The 16498-nt window shown below is 71.8% G+C and carries 12 protein-coding genes and 1 pseudogene; 8 read left to right on the forward strand and 5 right to left on the reverse strand.

Annotated elements, in window-relative coordinates; all coding sequences use genetic code 11:
• Positions 1–127: 127 nt before the first annotated feature.
• Complete coding sequence (locus tag LADH09A_RS14675; RefSeq protein ID WP_238645664.1) at positions 128–604, forward strand: PP2C family protein-serine/threonine phosphatase; 477 nt, start codon at positions 128–130, stop codon at positions 602–604.
• 12 nt (positions 605–616) lie between these two features.
• Here the strand turns inward: LADH09A_RS14675 and LADH09A_RS14680 are convergent, their stop codons facing one another.
• Positions 617–1414, reverse strand: coding sequence for a helix-turn-helix domain-containing protein (locus LADH09A_RS14680; protein WP_238645665.1), 798 nt, complete (start codon positions 1412–1414; stop codon positions 617–619).
• Positions 1415–1445: 31 nt separating this feature from the next.
• Here LADH09A_RS14680 and LADH09A_RS14685 point away from each other — a divergent pair, with 31 nt between their 5' ends.
• From LADH09A_RS14685 to LADH09A_RS14700, 4 genes and pseudogenes are all read left to right on the forward strand, one after another.
• Positions 1446–2036, forward strand: coding sequence for a TIGR03086 family metal-binding protein (locus tag LADH09A_RS14685; protein WP_238645666.1), 591 nt, complete (start codon positions 1446–1448; stop codon positions 2034–2036).
• 110 nt (positions 2037–2146) lie between these two features.
• Positions 2147–2440, forward strand: a pseudogene (locus LADH09A_RS14690) (PadR family transcriptional regulator); the annotation flags it as partial.
• On the forward strand, positions 2437–3138 hold the full coding sequence (locus LADH09A_RS14695) for an ABC transporter ATP-binding protein (RefSeq protein WP_238645667.1): 702 nt from the start codon (positions 2437–2439) through the stop codon (positions 3136–3138). The pseudogene LADH09A_RS14690 and the gene LADH09A_RS14695, both read left to right, overlap by 4 nt.
• Complete coding sequence (locus LADH09A_RS14700) at positions 3135–4667, forward strand: FtsX-like permease family protein (RefSeq protein WP_238645668.1); 1533 nt, start codon at positions 3135–3137, stop codon at positions 4665–4667. Before LADH09A_RS14695 ends, LADH09A_RS14700 begins: the two co-directional genes overlap by 4 nt.
• Before the next feature lie 21 nt (positions 4668–4688).
• Here LADH09A_RS14700 and LADH09A_RS14705 read toward each other — a convergent pair whose 3' ends face one another.
• Entirely contained in the window at positions 4689–4874 is a 186-nt protein-coding gene (locus LADH09A_RS14705) for a hypothetical protein (RefSeq protein WP_238645669.1), read from the reverse strand.
• Between the two features lie 173 nt (positions 4875–5047).
• Positions 5048–7144 (reverse strand): S9 family peptidase, encoded by a 2097-nt coding sequence (locus LADH09A_RS14710; protein WP_238645670.1) that lies wholly within the window; start codon positions 7142–7144, stop codon positions 5048–5050.
• Between the two features lie 96 nt (positions 7145–7240).
• Between LADH09A_RS14710 and LADH09A_RS14715 the strand changes: the two genes are divergently transcribed.
• Entirely contained in the window at positions 7241–8599 is a 1359-nt protein-coding gene (locus tag LADH09A_RS14715) for an FAD-binding oxidoreductase (RefSeq protein ID WP_238645671.1), read from the forward strand.
• Positions 8600–8712: 113 nt separating this feature from the next.
• Here LADH09A_RS14715 and LADH09A_RS14720 read toward each other — a convergent pair whose 3' ends face one another.
• Positions 8713–9117 carry a hypothetical protein gene (locus tag LADH09A_RS14720; RefSeq protein WP_238645672.1) on the reverse strand — a complete coding sequence of 135 codons (405 nt, stop codon included), beginning with the start codon at positions 9115–9117 and terminating at the stop codon, positions 8713–8715.
• A 50-nt stretch (positions 9118–9167) separates the two neighbouring features.
• Positions 9168–11243 carry a SpoIIE family protein phosphatase gene (locus tag LADH09A_RS14725; RefSeq protein ID WP_372492271.1) on the reverse strand — a complete coding sequence of 692 codons (2076 nt, stop codon included), beginning with the start codon at positions 11241–11243 and terminating at the stop codon, positions 9168–9170.
• A gap of 338 nt (positions 11244–11581) precedes the next feature.
• On the opposite strand from LADH09A_RS14725, the gene LADH09A_RS14730 reads away from it, so the two are divergent.
• Entirely contained in the window at positions 11582–15946 is a 4365-nt protein-coding gene (locus LADH09A_RS14730) for a HAMP domain-containing protein (RefSeq protein WP_238645674.1), read from the forward strand.
• On the forward strand, positions 15943–16497 hold the full coding sequence (locus tag LADH09A_RS14735; RefSeq protein ID WP_238645676.1) for a response regulator: 555 nt from the start codon (positions 15943–15945) through the stop codon (positions 16495–16497). Before LADH09A_RS14730 ends, LADH09A_RS14735 begins: the two co-directional genes overlap by 4 nt.
• Position 16498: the final 1 nt, after the last annotated feature.

Raw genomic sequence — 16498 nt, forward strand, 5'->3', positions numbered from 1 at the left:
GGGGCCAGGGCGCAGGCGGGTGGGGGGAGGGGATTCTCCGAGCGGGTGATGCTGGGCGGGAACCCAGGGCTGGCGACTGGGGAGGGGGACGGCCACTGCGCGCCAAGCGGCGCCGGGGATAGCCGAGGTGCGACAAGCGGGGCGGGCGGACGCGGTCGAGGGGCACCGGCCCGGAGAGATCCTGCACCGGGGCAACGAGCTGATGCGGACACTGCTGCCCAACGAGATCGCCACGCTCTGCGTACTCCTGCTGCACCCACCGACCGGGCGGGTCCGGCTGGCCAGCGCCGGGCACCTTCCGCCGGTGCTCAGCATGGACGGCAAGGTCGAGTTCGTGCAGCACTCCGCGCCGCTGCTCGGCGTCCGTGCGCCACGCCCCGCCGACCTGGAGTTCGTGCTGCCGGCCGGGGCGACGCTGGTGTTCTACACCGACGGGCTGATCGAGCGGCGGGACGCGACCATCGACGAGGGGATGGCCGCGCTCGCCGCGGTCTCCGCCACGGTCGACGACGACCTGGACCGCTTCTGCGCCCGAATGCTGATGGAGTTGGCCCCACCGGAGATCCAGGACGACGTCGCCGTGGTCGTCCTGCGCCGGCGCTGAGCGGGCGCGGGCTCAGTGCACCGAGCGGGCGTACGCGGCGGGTGACACCCCGGCCACGGCGGTGAAGTCGCGCACCAGGTGGGCCTGATCGCTGTAACCCAGGTCGGCGGCGAGGGTCGCCCATTTGAGTGGGCCACCCGCGGCCTGTTCGACGGCCTCCTGGAGCCGGTAGCGGCGGATCACCCACTTCGGCCCTACCCCCACGTACTCGAGGAAGAGCCGCTGCAACCGGCGGACCGGAAGGTCGTGCCGCGCCGCGAAGTCGTCGACCCGCAGCACCGTCCGGTCGGCGCGGATCGCCTCGGCCAACCGGATGGCCTCGTCGGCCATCGGGTCCGGTGCCGGGTCCCAGGAGGTGAGCAGGGCGTCGATGGCGTGGCACCGCTCGTCGTCGTCGGCGGCGCACACCGGGTGGTCGGGACGTGCCAGCCGGCCCGTGGGCAGTGGCACCCGGCGGCCGTTCAGCTCACTGACCGGCTGGCGCCAGAACGCGTGGAAGCCGCCGGGGCGGAACTGCACCCCGCCCACCCGGCCGGTGCCGGTGAGCGTGATCCGGAACAGGTCGAGGCCCACCCCGGCCACCTCGCCGGACTCGGGCCCGTCGCCGTCCCGCTGGAACACCACGTTCACCGCCGGGTGCGGCACCACCCGCTGCTCGAACGGTGTGCTCAACGCCCAGTCGATCAACCAGTAGTGCTCGACCCACCGGCGTAGCGGCTCCGCCGGCAGGTGCCGACGGAAGCGCACCTCGCGCAGCATCCGCCCGGGGTCGAGAATCCCCCGGCTGTCGCCACGCGGTCGCTGTCGCATTTATTCAAGACCACCCTCATACGCTGGCCCTATGACCACTCAGACTAGCGACCTGCTGGCGGCTGCCGCGCCGCGAACCGTCGACGTGGTGCGTGGCATCGCCGACGACCAGTTCGATCTGCCCACCCCGTGCCGCGACTACGTGGTCCGTGATCTGCTCAACCACCTCTTCGACGTGGTGGTCAACTTCCAGGCGTTGGCGGTGAAGCGGCCGGTGGAGTGGGCCGAGAAGCCCGACCACCTGGGCGATGGCTGGCGGGACCGGTTCGAGGCGGAGACCGGGCGGCTGGTCGCCGCCTGGTCGGACCCGTCGACCCTGGAGGGCGTGTCGCCGGGCATGGGTATGCCGCAGACCGTCATCGGTGGCATGGCGCTGCTGGACCTGACCGTGCACGGCTGGGACCTCGCCGTCGCCACCGGCCAGCCCTACCAGCCGGCCCCGGAGGCGGTCGCCGAGCTGCACGGGCTGGTCGAGCAGTTGGGCCCCACCGCCCGCAAGATGGGCGTCTTCGCCGACCCACCCTCCGCTCCAACCGCAACTCCCGACCTGGTCCCGCCGCTCGACCTGGCCCACCTCCTGACCCAGACCGGCCGAACCCCCACCTGGCCCACCAACCCCTAACCCCAACCCCGTCCCGTCCCGTCCCGTCCCGTCCCGTCCGTCGATCATGAAGTTATTGCTTGCCCGCGCGGCGTGTCGTGGCACTAACTTCATGATCAACGATGCGGGGGTGGCTGGCCACTGTGGAACCACCCATGCCGTACGTGGCCAGCACGCTCTTCGCCAAGGTCGTGGTGGCGCTCCTGGTCGCCGACGTCGACCGGGCCCGGTCCTACCTGATCGCCCAGCGCGCCGCGCACACCGCACGACTGCGTGAGTTGACCGCGGTCAAGGCCGACCCGGCCGCCACTCTCAGCGACGTGGTCGCTGCCGACTTCGCGATCGCCCACCTCGACGCGGACCTTCGGTGGCTGCACGCCACTCTGGGCCGGGTCGCCGACTGGCACCGGGAGGTGCACCCGTGACGCAACTCCAGGCTCGCGGCGTGGTTCGGGCGTACGGCCCGACACCCGCGCTGCGCGGCGTGACGCTCGACGTGGCCGAGGGTGAGATCGTCGCCGTCACCGGCCCGAGCGGCTGCGGCAAGTCGACACTGCTGCACTGCCTGGCCGGGATCCTCCGGCCGGACGCTGGTGAGGTCACCTGGCAGGGGCAGCGCATCGACACTTGGTCGGAGGCGGCCCGTTCCCGGTTGCGGCGCACCGAGTTCGGGGTGCTGTTCCAGTTCGGCCAACTGGTCGCCGAGTTGACCGCGGCGGAAAACGTCGCACTGCCCCTGCTCCTCGCCGGCACGGGGCGGCGAGAGGCGCGGACGGCGGCGCTGACCTGGCTGGACCGGTTCGGTGTGGGGGAGTTGGCCGACCTCCGGCCAGGTGAGATGTCCGGTGGTCAGCAGCAGCGGTGCGCCACCGCCCGGGCGTTGGTGACCGAGCCGCGGGTGCTCTTCGCCGACGAGCCGACCGGTTCGCTGGACACGCTCACGGGTGAGCAGGTGTTGACCCATCTGGTCCGGCTCGCCCGTGAGCAGCGCACCGCCGTCGTGCTGATCACCCACGAGCCGCGGATCGCCGCGTACGCCGATCGGGAGATCGTGTTGCGCGACGGCCTGGTCGACCACACGGGCCTGGGGCTCGACGTGCCGCTGGCCGGCGGCACGCGGTGAGACCGGCGACGCTGGTCCGGCTCGCGCTCGCCGGCAGTGGCACCGACACCGCCCGGGTGGTGCTCACCGCCCTCAGCGTCCTGCTGGCGACTCTGGCCGGGCTCGCGGCGCTCACCGTGTTGGCCATCCCCAAGCCGATGGCGACGGATGACAACCGGTACCGGTTGTCGGAGCAGTACCACAACGCGCTGCTCGCGGAGCCCGGGTTGCGCGGCGGGACGGCGTTCGCGCTGCTCATGCTGATGATTCCGGTGCTGGCGCTGGCCGGTCAGTGCGCGCGGCTCGGCGCGCCGGCGCGGGATCGCCGGTTGGCGGCGATCCGGCTTGCTGGCGCCACGCCCGGCCAGGTCACCCGGTTGGCGGTGCTGGAGACCGCCGTGGCCGCTCTGCTCGGCACGGTGGTCGGGCTGGGTGCCTACCTGGTCGGCCGCGAGGTGCTGCACCGACCGGACGCGCGAGGTCAGCTGGCCCTGCCGACCGACGTGCTGCCGTCGCCCGCAGCGGTGGCCGCGGTGGTGCTCGGTCTGCCGGTCGTCGCGGCACTGGCCACCGCCCTGATGCTGCGTACGGTCACCATGAGCCCGCTCGGGGTCAGCCGCAGGGCCGTCCGCGAGCGTGGTCCGGGCCCGTGGGCCGGGCTCCTGATCGGGCTGGGCCTGGCCTCGTTTCTCGCGGTCGGGCCGGTGATGTACCAGTTCGACGCCAACGCCGAGGTGCTCGGCTGGCTGGTGCCGCTGCTGTTCACGGTGGGTGCGTTCGCGGCGATGTCCGGGGTGGTGCTCGGCACCGGCTGGATCTCGTACCACTGCGGGCGGTTGTTGCGTCGGCACGCCCGCCGGCCAGCGGCGCTGCTGGCGGCGGGCCGGTTGATGGCCGACCCGTGGGCGGGCAGCCGTACGTTCGCGGCGCTGCTGGCCGTCCTGATCTTTGGCGCGGGTGCCGCCGCCCAACGGGCCTACTTCGCCACCAGGGACCAGCTCGAGCGGGAGCAGAAGCAGTTCGCCGGTGCGGACGTGGTCCCCGACTCGTTCTATCTGTCCACCATGGATCTGGTCGACGCCGCGGTCGCGGTGGCCATCCTGATCGCGACGGGTGGGCTGATCGTCGCGCTGGTCGAGGGGATCGTCGCCCGCCGACGCGCCTACGCCGCGTTGGTCGCCACCGGGGTGCCCCGAGCGACGCTGAGCCGTTCGGTGGCCTGGCAGGCGCTGGCCCCTGCGGTGCCGGCGATCCTGCTCGCGCTCACCGTGGGCACCATGCTCGGCCGAGGGCTCGCCGCGGAGGCGTCGACGGGCGTCTCGTCGACGGAGGTCTGCGAGGCCACGGCGGCGCTCTGCGACGACCCCGCCACCCGGGAGCAGTACACCCGGATCGTGCACACTGCCGCGGTCCAGCGCGCGGTCGCCGTACCTCTGGAGCAGTTGGCCTGGCTCGGCGTCGGCGCGTTGGTGGCGGTGCTGGTGACGGTCGGCGTCGGCCTGCTCTTCCTGCGCGCCAGCACGGCCCTGGACGAGCTGCGCACGACCTGAGCCGCCGCGCGTTCGGCCCGGTCAGGCGGTGAGCAGCCCGGCGGAGAGTGCGACCAGCGTGCCGACCACCGCCGAGCAGCAGCACACCAGGAGGCCGGCGACCACCGCGAGGATCAGCCAGACCCGGCGGTCCCGCGCCACCGCCGCGACGCTCGGCCGGCGGACGTCCTCGGCGGCTCCGTCGTCACCCTCCGTGGTCCCGGTCACCCCGGAAGTCTAGGCCCCGACATCGGCCTGGGCCCGGGAACGCCAGGCCGCGCGGCGCTCGTTCAGGCGCGACCCATTCATGATCGCGCCCGATCGTGGAAGTCGTGGCCTCCTCGGGCCGCCGAGGGGACTACTTCCACGATCGAGCGCGAATCGCGCCGGTGCGGGCCTGATCAGGCGCGGCCGATCCGGTCCAGGATCCAGGCGTTGATGAAGGCCTCCTCGCGCCAGGAGTCGTAGCGGCCGCTCGGACCGCCGTGCCCGGCACCCATCTCGGTCTTCAGCAGGTACTCGCCGCCCGGGGCGACCGACCGCAGCCGGGCGATCCACTTCGCCGGCTCCGAGTAGAGCACCCGGGTGTCGTTGAGGCTGGTCACCGCGAGGATCGCCGGGTAGTCCACCGCCGTCACGTTCTCGTACGGCGTGTAGGACTTCATGTACGCGTACACCTCGGGGTCTTCCAGCGGGTTGCCCCACTCCTCCCACTCGGTGACGGTCAGCGGCAGCGACGGGTCGAGGATCGAGGTGAGCGCGTCCACGAACGGCACCTGCGCGACGATCCCGGTGAAGGCGTCCGGCGCGAGGTTGGCGACCGCGCCCATCAGGAGGCCGCCGGCCGACGCGCCCCGCGCGACCAGGCGGTCGCTGGCCGTCCAACCGGCCTTGACCAGATGGCGGGCGCAGGCGACGAAGTCGGTGAAGGTGTTCTTCTTGGCCAGCATCTTGCCCTGGTCGTACCAGCGCCGACCCAGCTCACCGCCACCCCGGGTGTGCGCCACGGCGAAGACCACGCCCCGGTCCAGCAGGGACAGACGGGCCACCGAGAACCACGGGTCCATGCTGGCCTCGTACGAGCCGTAGCCGTACAGCTCACAGGGTGCCGAGCCGTCCCGGGGCGTGCCCACGCGGCAGACCAGTGAGATCGGCACCCGGGTGCCGTCGTCGGCGAGTGCCCAGTCACGGTGCTGCTCGTACTCGGCGGGGTCGTACGGCCGTCCGTCCGGCCCGGGCAGCACCGGCTTCTGCTTGCGCAGCACCATCTGCCGCGTGACCAGGTCGTAGTCGTACACCGAGTCGGGGGTGACCAGCGACGAGTACCGCAGGCGGACCTGCCCGGTGCGGTATTCCGGGTTGGCGTCCAGGCCGACGCTGTACAGCGGTTCGGGGAAGTCGATGTCGTACGAGTCGTCGCTGCCCACCGGCAACACCCGCAGCCCGGTGAGCCCGTCGGTGCGCAGTGACACGACGAGGTGGTTGGCGAAGGCGTCCACGGCCTCCAGCCGGGTGCCGGGGGTGTGCTCGATCACCGGCACCCAGTCGCCCGGCGCGTCCGCGGAGGTGAACGCCAGCGCGAAGTCCTCCGCACCGTCGTTGTGCAGGATCAGGAAACGGTGGCCGTGGTGCTCCACCGCGTACTCCACGCCCTGTCGTCGGGGGGCGATCACGGCCGGCGCGCCCGTCGGGTTGCCGGCGGGAATCACCAGCACCTCGCTGGTCACCTTGCTGTGGATGTCGATCAGGATGAACTTCTCCGACCGGGTCAGCTCCACGCCGACCCAGAACCGCTCGTCGTCCTCCTGGTGGACCACCACGTCGTCGGCGGCGGCCGAGCCGACGGTGTGCCGCCAGACCCGGTTCGGCCGCCAGGCGTCGTCCACGGTCACGTAGAACAGCACCGAGGCGTCGGTCGACCAGGCGCTGCCGTAGAAGGTGTCGGGCACCTCGTCGGGCAGCAACTCGCCGGTGGTCAGGTCCTTCACGCGCAGGGTGAACCGCTCGTCGCCGGAGAAGTCGGTGGAGTAGGCCAGCCAGCGGCCGTCCGGGCTGACGTCGAACGCGCCCAGCGAGAAGAAGTCGTGCCCCTCGGCCAGCAGGTTGCCGTCGAGCAGCACCTCCTCGCCGTCGAGCGGGGCGCCGTCGGCGCTGACCGGCGGCTCGATCTCGCCGTCGCGGACCGCACGCCGGCAGTGCACCCCGTACTGCTGGCCCTCGACCGTCCGGGTGTAGTACCAGTGCCCGCCCTTGCGGGTCGGCACGGACAGGTCGGTCTCCCTGGTGCGCTGGCGGGTCTCCTCGAACAGCGTGGTGCGTAGATCGGCCAGGTGAGCCGTACGCGCGTCGGTGTACGCGTTCTCGGCGGTCAGGTAGGCGATCGTCTCCGGGTCGTCCTTGGCGGCGAGCCACGCGTACTCGTCGACGACGGTGTCGCCGTGGTGGGTGCGCTCGCTGGGCACCCGCTTCGCCGCGGGCGGGGCAGTCTCGGTGGTCACGGCGGCCACGTTACCGGCCAGCACCCGCTGTACGCCGGACCAGCGGCATCCCGATAGTCCCCACCACGCCTTTCGAACACATGTACGATGAGCGCCATGGCGGCAGCAGCGAGTTCCCTCGGCCGGTCCGGCGCCCTCGAAGTCACCCGGCGGTTGGCGGCGATCTGCGGCCCACCGTTCTCCCGGCTGGGTGGGCCGGCCGACGAGGTGGCGGGGCGGCCGGCGCGGTGGGTGGCGGTGCCGGGCGGCCCGCACGCCGCCGCCGAGGTGCTGCGGCTGGCCGCCGCGCACGACCTGGCGGTGGTGCCCAGAGGTGCCGGCACGAAGATCGACTGGGGTGCCACGCCGGTGCAGGTCGACATCATGCTCGACACCGGCCGGCTGGCCGGCATCGGCCACGAGCCGGTCGGCGCGATGGTGGCCGAGGTGGGTGCCGGCACTCCACTGCGGGCGGTGCAGGCCACGTTGGAGCGCACCGGGCAGCGGTTGGCGATGGACGCCCCGTCACCCGGCGCGACCCTCGGCGGCGTGCTCGCGGCGGGCGAGGCCGGCCCGCTGCGCCACCGCCACGGCAGCCCGTGCGACCAACTGCTCGGTGTCCGCTACCTCGCCGCCGACGGCGAGTTGGTGAGCGCCGGGGGTGGCGCGCCCGGGCTCGACCTGGCCCGGCTGCTCTGTGGCTCCCAGGGCGCGCTCGGCGTGTTGGTGTCGGCGACCCTGCGGGTGCAGCCGGTGCCGGCCAGCCGGCTCTGGGTGTCCCGCCCGGTGTGGACACCACTGGAGGTGCACGACCTGGTCCGCACGATCCTCGCCGCCCGGCTGGAGCCGTCGGCCATCGAGCTGGACCTGCCCGGAGGCACCCCCCGGCCGCGCACCCCGTACCCGCCCGGCCACCCGGCGGCCACCGCCCGGGAACGTCACCCGTCGATGTCCGGCCGGGCCGGTGCGCCGTCCCGGGCGGGCAGCCTGGTGGTGCTGTTGGAGGGCGGGCCCGCCGACGTCACCGAACGCGCCGAGCGCCTGGTCGGCCTGCTGCACGGAGAGGCGACGATCAGCCACTCAGCGCCGACGTGGTGGCGTCGCTACCCGTTCGCGCCGGGCGACACGGCGCTGCGCCTGGAGGTGCCGATCGGTGATCTGCACGCCGCCGTCTACGCGCTGCGCGACGCGGCCGGCGCTCCGGTGCCGGTGCGCGGGTCCGCCGGGCTGGGCGTGGTGCACGCGGCACTGCCCGGGGCGATGGCCCCCGACCGGGTGGCGTCCATCCTGGCCGCCGTCCGCGGGGTGTTGTTGGCCCGGCAGGGCCGCTGCGTGGTGGTCTCCGCGCCGACGGCTGTCCGGAGGTCCGTCGACCTGTGGGGCGAGCTGGCCGGCCTGGCCCAACTGCGGGCCGCCAAGGAGCACCTCGATCCGGAACACCGCCTCGCCCCCGGGCGGCTCCCCGGCGGTCTGTGAGACGCCCCCGGGCGGCTCCCCGGCGGTCTGCGCGACGCCCCGGGCGGCTCCCCGGCGGTCTGCGCGACGCCCCGGGCGGCTCCCCGGCGGTCTGCGCGACCCGCCCGGGTCGGTCAGTCCATCCACCAGCTGTGCATGTCCAGCAGCGGTGGGGTGAAGCGGACCACCAGCAGCAGCAGACCGCCGACCGCCCCGGTCAGCAGCAGCGCCCGGGTTACCCGGGGCAGGGCTTCACGCTCCCGGGCGACCACCGCCACCGCGGCGACTGCCAACGGCAGGCCGAGCACCGCGCCCACCACGTAGAGCATCCCGACCACGGCGTGGAGCCCGAAGGACAGCACGTCCTTCGGGTCGTACGCGCCGGTCAGCATCTCGGCCGGGCCGACGCCAGCGGTCGCCATCCGACCCAGGTAGAGCAGCAGCACGGCGAGGAACGCGCCGATGGCCGCGAACTGCGCGACGATCAGGGCACGGACCGCCGGCCGCGAGTACGACCTGACCTGCGCGACAGTCGACATGAGCGTCAATCTACCGGGCAGGCCCTGGCTGTGGGTGCCGCGGACGACGGTCAGGTCGCGTCGTTGCGCAGCACCAGGATGGCGATGTCGTCCCGGGGCGGCTCGACCGAGAAGTTGATCGCGGCGGAGCGCAGCCGGGCCGCCACCACGTCGGCCGAATACCCGGCCAGGGGCGCAGCCGCGTCCCGCAGGCGGTCGGTGCCGAACAGCTCCCGGCCCCGTCGACGCTCGGTGACGCCATCGGTGTAGAAGATCAGCGAGTCGCCGGGCGCGAGCGCGATCTTCGCGGTCGGCGAGGTGATGGTGTCGAGCAGGCCGAGTGCGGTGCCGCCGATGCCGACGAACCCCGCGCCGCCCGCACCGGCCAGCAGCACCGGCCGGTCGTGTCCGGCCAGGTGGAGCGACACGTCCAACTGGTCGCCCTCGCCCGGCCCGACGGCCGCCAGCGCCAACGTGCAGTACCGGCCGCCACCCCGCTCGACCAGCGTCTCGTTGAGCCGCGCCAACGCCTCCGGCAACGGCTTGCCGTCGCCGACCAGCACCCGGATCACGTCTCGCACCAGCCCGGTCACCGCAGCGGCCTGGACACCCTTGCCCGAGACGTCACCGATCACCACCAGCCACCGCCCGTCGGGCAGCGGCACCACGTCGTAGAAGTCGCCGCCCACCTCGGCGTCGTCACCGGTCGGGACGTACTCGGCCGCGAAGCCGATCCCGTCCACCAGCGGCAGCACCGGTGGCAGCAGGGACTGCTGGAGCGTCTGCGCCACGCGGCGGCGCTCGGCGTGGATCCGGGCGTTCTCGATGGCCAGCGCGGCCCGGCGGGCCACGTCCTCCAACACGGCCACCTCGTCCGGGTCGTGCCGGTGTCGCTGGTGCCGCCCCACCGCCAGGGTGCCGAGCCGCTGCCCGCGGGCGATCAGCGGCACCGCGAAACCCTCCATCGGGCCGCCCAGGGGGATCTGCGCCGCGCTGCGGGACGCCTCGCGCAGGCGAGCCTGGATCGAGTCCGGCCCGGTCTCCGCCAGCACCTTGTGCAGTTGCGGAAGCATCGACTCGTCGGCGTGACTGGCCGCTGCCAGCCGGAGCCGGCCCCACTCGTCAGTGGTGTGCACCGCACACCACTGGCCGAGCCGCGGCACCACCAACTGCGGCACCAGCGCCATGGTCAGATCGACGTCCAGTGACTGGGCGAGCAGCTCACTGGCCTCGGCCAGGAACGTCAGCCACACCTGCCGGCGGACGTCGGTCCTGCGCAGCCGGTCGTTCTCCAGGTGCAACGACAGCCGCTCGGCGGTCAGCACCGCCAACGGCCGGGCGTACGCCGACGGCGCCGCGTCCAGTTCCAGCTCCCCGGCGTACGGGCGGTGCACCGTCAACGGCACCCGGAGCAGGTCGCTGCCGGGGCGGGGCGGCCGACCGAAGCGGGCCAGCACCTGGCGGCCCTGCCCGTCGCCCCGGTCGAGGCGGATCGTGCCCCCAGCCGCGCCCACCATCTCGGCGACCCGGCTGAGCAGGCTGGTGGCGAAGTCGGGCAGTGGGTCGTCCGCGTACAGGTCAGGGGCGGTCTGCATGAGCTCGCTCATCGCGCTGGCGCTCGGCGCGGACCCGTCCGCGCCCACCGGAGGCCCGGCGCTGGCCGGTGTCGAGCTGCCACCGGTGGTGCCCTCGTCCGACGGGTCGGCACCGGGGCGGTCCAGCCGGAACCAGACGCCCTTCCCGGTGGGCAGGTAGGTCGTGCCCCAGCGGCTGGCGAAATGGTCGACCAGCAGCAGGCCCCGGCCCCGCTCGGAGACCTCGTTGATCTCTATGGAGTCGTTGCGGGTGCCGACGGTCAGCTCGTCGCCGGAGCCGGGCGCGAAGTCGGAGACGGTGACGGTCAGCCCGACCTCGTCGGCGACGACCTCGATGTCCAACTCGGTGCGGGCGTGCTCGACGGCGTTGGTGGTCAGCTCGGTGGTGAGCAGCAGGGCCTCGTTGGCCAGCTCGTCGAGGTGTGACTCGGTCAACACCGAGCGGACCACGGCGCGGGCGGCGGCCGGCGTACGACGGTCTGCGGGCAGGCGCACACGCCGGACGGCCCCGCTCCGGGCCCCGGCCGTCGCGGCCCCCGCCTCGGCTGACACCCCCGTATCCTCCACCGTCCCCCTGCCGGGTGCCAAGCCGATCATCAGTTTGCGCCTCCCTCCGCGACGGAGGAAGCGCACGCACCGTATCAACGCTTGCAGTAGACAGTGGCCCTTCCGGCCGGCGCCCCCTCCACCGGTATGCGTCCGTCTGGTGGGTTCGGCACTGCTGCGAGGTCTGCGGTGGGCCGTGCCGGACAGGGCCTCGTCGCGCCAGCCGGGTGGCGATCCGGGCCACCTGGCGGGTCGCGCGCCCTGGCACTACGGCTCGCGCGGGCACAATATGGGGTGCCGGTGTGTCCGCACGGACCGGCGCCCCCCGAGTTGAGCGAGGAATGATGACCACGGCGAAGCAGTCGGTGGCGGATCCGTCCGCGCCCGACCACGAGGCGCTCCTCGGTGAGTTGACCGAGGCACTGCGACGGATCGGTCGCGGCGACCTGAAGGTCCGGCTTCCCCGCCGCGCCGGCAAGGCGGGCGAGGTGGCGGACGCCTTCAACGAGGTGGTCTCACTCCAGGAGCGGCAGTACCTGGACCTGCGGCGGATCAGCCGGATCGTCGGTCGCGACGGCCGGCTCACCGAGCGGCTGGACGACGAGGGGCTGGACGGCTCCTGGGCGGAGGGGCAGCGGGCGATCAACTCGCTGATCGACGACCTGGGCCGACCGACCACCGAGATCGCCCGGGTCATCGTGGCGGTGGCGGACGGCGACCTGTCCCAGCACATGGCGTTGGAGATCGACGGCCGGCCGCTGCGCGGTGAGTACCTGCGCATCGGGCGCACCGTGAACACGATGGTCGACCAGTTGTCCTCGTTCTCGAACGAGGTGACCCGGGTGGCCCGTGAGGTGGGCACCGAGGGCAAGTTGGGCGGCCAGGCCGACGTTCGGGGCGTCGCCGGCACCTGGAAGGACCTCACCGACTCGGTGAACACCATGGCGTCGAACCTCACCGGCCAGGTGCGGTCGATCTCGCAGGTGGCGACTGCGGTGGCCAAGGGTGACCTGTCGCAGAAGATCACCGTCGGCGCGCGTGGTGAGGTCGCCGAGCTGGCCGCCACGATGAACTACCTCACCGACACGCTGCGGCTCTTCGCCGAGCAGGTGACCCGGGTGGCCCGTGAGGTGGGCACCGAGGGCAAGCTGGGCGGCCAGGCCGAGGTGCCGAACGTGGCCGGCACGTGGAAGGACCTGACCGACAGCGTCAACTCGATGGCGTCCAACCTGACCGCGCAGGTCCGTAACATCGCGCAGGTCTCGACGGCCGTGGCGCGCGGCGACCTGTCGCAGAAGATCACAGTGGCGGCGCAGGGCGAGATCCTGGAGCTGAAGGACACCGTCAACACGATGGTGGACCAGTTGTCGTCGTTCGCCGACGAGGTGACCCGGGTGGCCCGTGAGGTGGGCATCGAGGGCAAGTTGGGCGGGCAGGCCCAGGTGCGGGGCGTCTCCGGCACCTGGCGCGACCTCACCGAGAACGTCAACCAGCTCGCCGGCAATCTGACCAGCCAGGTCCGCAACATCTCCCAGGTCTCCACCGCGGTGGCGAAGGGCGACCTGTCGCAGAAGATCACCGTCGACGCCCAGGGCGAGATCCTGGAGCTGAAGAACACCGTCAACACGATGGTGGACCAGTTGTCGTCGTTCGCCGACGAGGTGACCCGGGTGGCCCGCGAGGTGGGCACCGAGGGCAACCTGGGCGGGCAGGCGCAGGTGAAGGGTGTTTCCGGCACCTGGCGGGACCTGACCGACAACGTGAACTCGATGGCGTCGAACCTGACCAGTCAGGTCCGCAACATCGCCTCGGTGACCACGGCGGTGGCGAAGGGTGACCTGTCGCAGAAGATCACGGTGGATGCGCGGGGCGAGATCCTGGAGCTGAAGTCGACGGTCAACACGATGGTGGACCAGTTGTCGTCGTTCGCCGACGAGGTGACCCGGGTGGCCCGCGAGGTGGGCACCGAGGGCAAGCTCGGTGGGCAGGCCCAGGTACGCGGCGTCGCCGGCACCTGGCGGGACCTGACCGACAACGTGAACTCGATGGCGTCGAACCTGACCGCCCAGGTCCGTAACATCGCCCAGGTCTCCACGGCAGTGGCGAAGGGTGACCTGTCGCAGAAGATCACGGTGGACGCGCGGGGCGAGATCCTGGAGCTGAAGTCGACGGTCAACACGATGGTGGACCAGTTGTCGTCGTTCGCCGACGAGGTGACCCGGGTGGCCCGCGAGGTGGGCACCGAGGGCAAGCTCGGCGGACAGGCGCAGGTGAAGGGTGTCAGTGGCACCTGGCGGGACCTGACCGACAACGTCAACTCGATGGCGTCGAACCTGACCAGCCAGGTCCGCAACATCGCCTCGGTGACCACCGCCGTGGCGAAGGGTGACCTGTCGCAGAAGATCACGGTGGACGCCCAGGGCGAGATCCTGGAACTGAAGTCGACGGTCAACACGATGGTCGACCAGTTGTCGTCGTTCGCCGACGAGGTGACCCGGGTCGCCCGCGAGGTCGGCATCGAGGGCAAGCTCGGCGGTCAGGCCCAGGTGAAGGGTGTCAGTGGCACCTGGCGGGACCTCACCGAGAACGTCAACCAGCTCGCCTCGACGCTGACCACGCAGTTGCGGGCCATCGCCCAGGTGTCCACGTCGGTGACCCGGGGTGACCTGACCCAGCGGATCGCCGTCAAGGCGCAGGGCGAGGTCGCCGAGCTGAAGGACAACATCAACCAGATGATCGTCACCCTCCGGGAGACGACGAAGAAGAACGCCGAGCAGGGCTGGCTGGACTCCAACCTGGCCCGCATCGGCGGCCTGTTGCAGGGCCAGCGCGACCTCGGCGAGGTCTGCCGCATGATCATGACGGAGGTGACCCCGCTGGTAGAAGCCCAGCTCGGTGCCTTCTTCCTGGCCGACGACACCGACGGCAGCATGCGGCTGCGGCTGACCTCCTCGTACGGGTACGTGGCGCGGGGCACCGACGTCACCTTCGGGCCGGGCGAGGGGCTGGTCGGGCAGACCGCGCTGTCCCGCCGCACGATCCGGGTCAGCGCCTCCCCGAACAGCCGGCTCACCCTGCGTTCCGGCCTGGCCGAGACACCCCCGTCCGACCTGGTGGTGCTCCCCGTGCTCTTCGAGGGCGAGCTGCTCGGCGTGATCGAGTTCGCCAGCGTGTCGGCCTTCTCGGACCTGCACCTGGCGTTCCTGGAGCGGCTGGTGCTCACCATCGGCATCGCGGTCAACACCATCCAGGCCAACCGGCGTACGGAGGAGCTGCTGGCCCAGTCGCAGCGGCTGGCGCACGAGATGCAGGAGCAGTCGGCGGAGTTGCAGCGCACCAACGCCGAGCTGGAGGAGAAGGCCACTCTGCTCTCCGAGCAGAAGGGCAACATCGAGACGAAGAACCGGGAGATCGAGCTGGCCCGGCTCGGCCTGGAGGAGAAGGCGCAGCAGTTGACGCGGGCCTCGGCCTACAAGTCCGAGTTCCTGGCCAACATGAGCCACGAGCTGCGTACGCCGCTGAACTCGTTGCTGCTGTTGGCCCGTCTGCTGGCGGAGAACTCGGAGCAGAACCTCAGCCCGAAGCAGATCGAGTTCGCCCGGACGATCCACGGATCCGGCTCGGACCTGCTGCGCCTGATCGACGACATCCTCGACCTGTCCAAGATCGAGGCGGGTCGGATGGACGTCGAGCCGACCGAGATCCGTTTCGCCGAGCTGCGCGGCTACGTCGAGCAGGCGTTCGCGCCGCAGGCCGAGGAGAAGAACCTGGACTTCCAGGTACGGGTCAGCAAGGACCTGCCGCCGGCGCTGGTGACCGACGCACAGCGGTTGCAGCAGATCCTTCGCAACCTGCTCTCCAACGCGGTGAAGTTCACCGACAACGGTGCGGTGACGCTGCGGATCGCCCCGGCGGCGGAGAACGCGGTCTTCGACGTGCCGGCGCTGACCAACGCCCAGCAGGTGATCGCGTTCACCGTGATCGACACCGGGATCGGCATCTCCGACGACAAGTTGTCGATCATCTTCGAGGCGTTCCAGCAGGCGGACGGCACGACCAGTCGCCGCTACGGCGGCACTGGCCTGGGCCTGTCGATCAGCCGCGATCTGGCCCGGCTGATCGGCGGCACCATCACCGTGTCGTCCGCGCCCGGTCAGGGCTCGACCTTCACCCTGTTCGTGCCGCAGGTGCTGGCTCCGGACGCCGTGGTGGCGCCGCAGCCCCCGTCGCCGCAGCGCGCCGGTCTGCCGTCGTCGCTGCTGATGCCCCCGATGGAGCTGTTGGAGCGGCCGGAGGCACCGGCGACCCGTCAACTGGACGGTGCCACCGTGCTGATCGTGGATGACGACGTCCGCAACGTCTTCGCCTTGACCAGCGCGTTGGAGCTGCACGGGATGACCGTGCTGTACTCGGACAACGGCGCGGACGGTGTCCGCCTGTTGGCCGAGCATCCGGAGGTGGACATCGTGCTGATGGACGCCATGATGCCCGACCAGGACGGCTACGAGACGACGCGCCAGATTCGCCGTAACCACCGCTTCGCCGACCTGCCGGTGGTCTTCCTGACCGCGAAGGCGATGCCGGGTGATCGGGAGTCGGCGCTCGCTGCCGGGGGCAGCGACTACATCACCAAGCCGGTCGACCTGGACGACCTGATCGAGCTGATGTCGTCCTGGATCAACGGCAGCCGGACCGAGGAGACTTCGTGACCCAGATGGCCAAGGCGCTGCTCGTGGACGACCGGCGGCAGAATCTGACGGCCCTGGAGGCGATCCTCCAGGGCCTGCCGGTCCAGTCCGTGGCGGTGGAGAGCGGTGAGGCGGCCCTCAAGCAGCTGCTGGTGGACGACTTCGCGGTGATCCTGCTGGACGCGCAGATGCCGGACATGGACGGCTTCGAGACGGCGAGTCACATCAAGCGCCGCGAGCGGACCAGGCACGTGCCGATCATCTTCCTGACCGCCGCTGACCGGGACGCCCAGCTTGCTCTCCGGGGTTACCAGGTGGGCGCGGTGGACTACCTGACCAAGCCGTTCGACCCGTGGGTGCTGCGCGCCAAGGTGTCGGTCTTCGTGGAGTTGTGGGTGAAGACCCGGCAGTTGGCCGCCCAGTCCGACCTGGTCCGGGAGCGCGACACGCAGTGGCGGAGGCTCACCGAGGCGGTCGACGAGGCGACCACCCTGCTGCGGTCCGACGACGTGGAGGCCCGTGACCGGGCGGTGAGCATGTTGGAGCAGGCCCGCTGGGGCAACACCGCCTGAC

Source organism: Micromonospora cabrerizensis, assembly GCF_022230955.1.
In the GTDB taxonomy this organism is placed as follows: Bacteria; Actinomycetota; Actinomycetes; order Mycobacteriales; family Micromonosporaceae; genus Micromonospora; species Micromonospora cabrerizensis.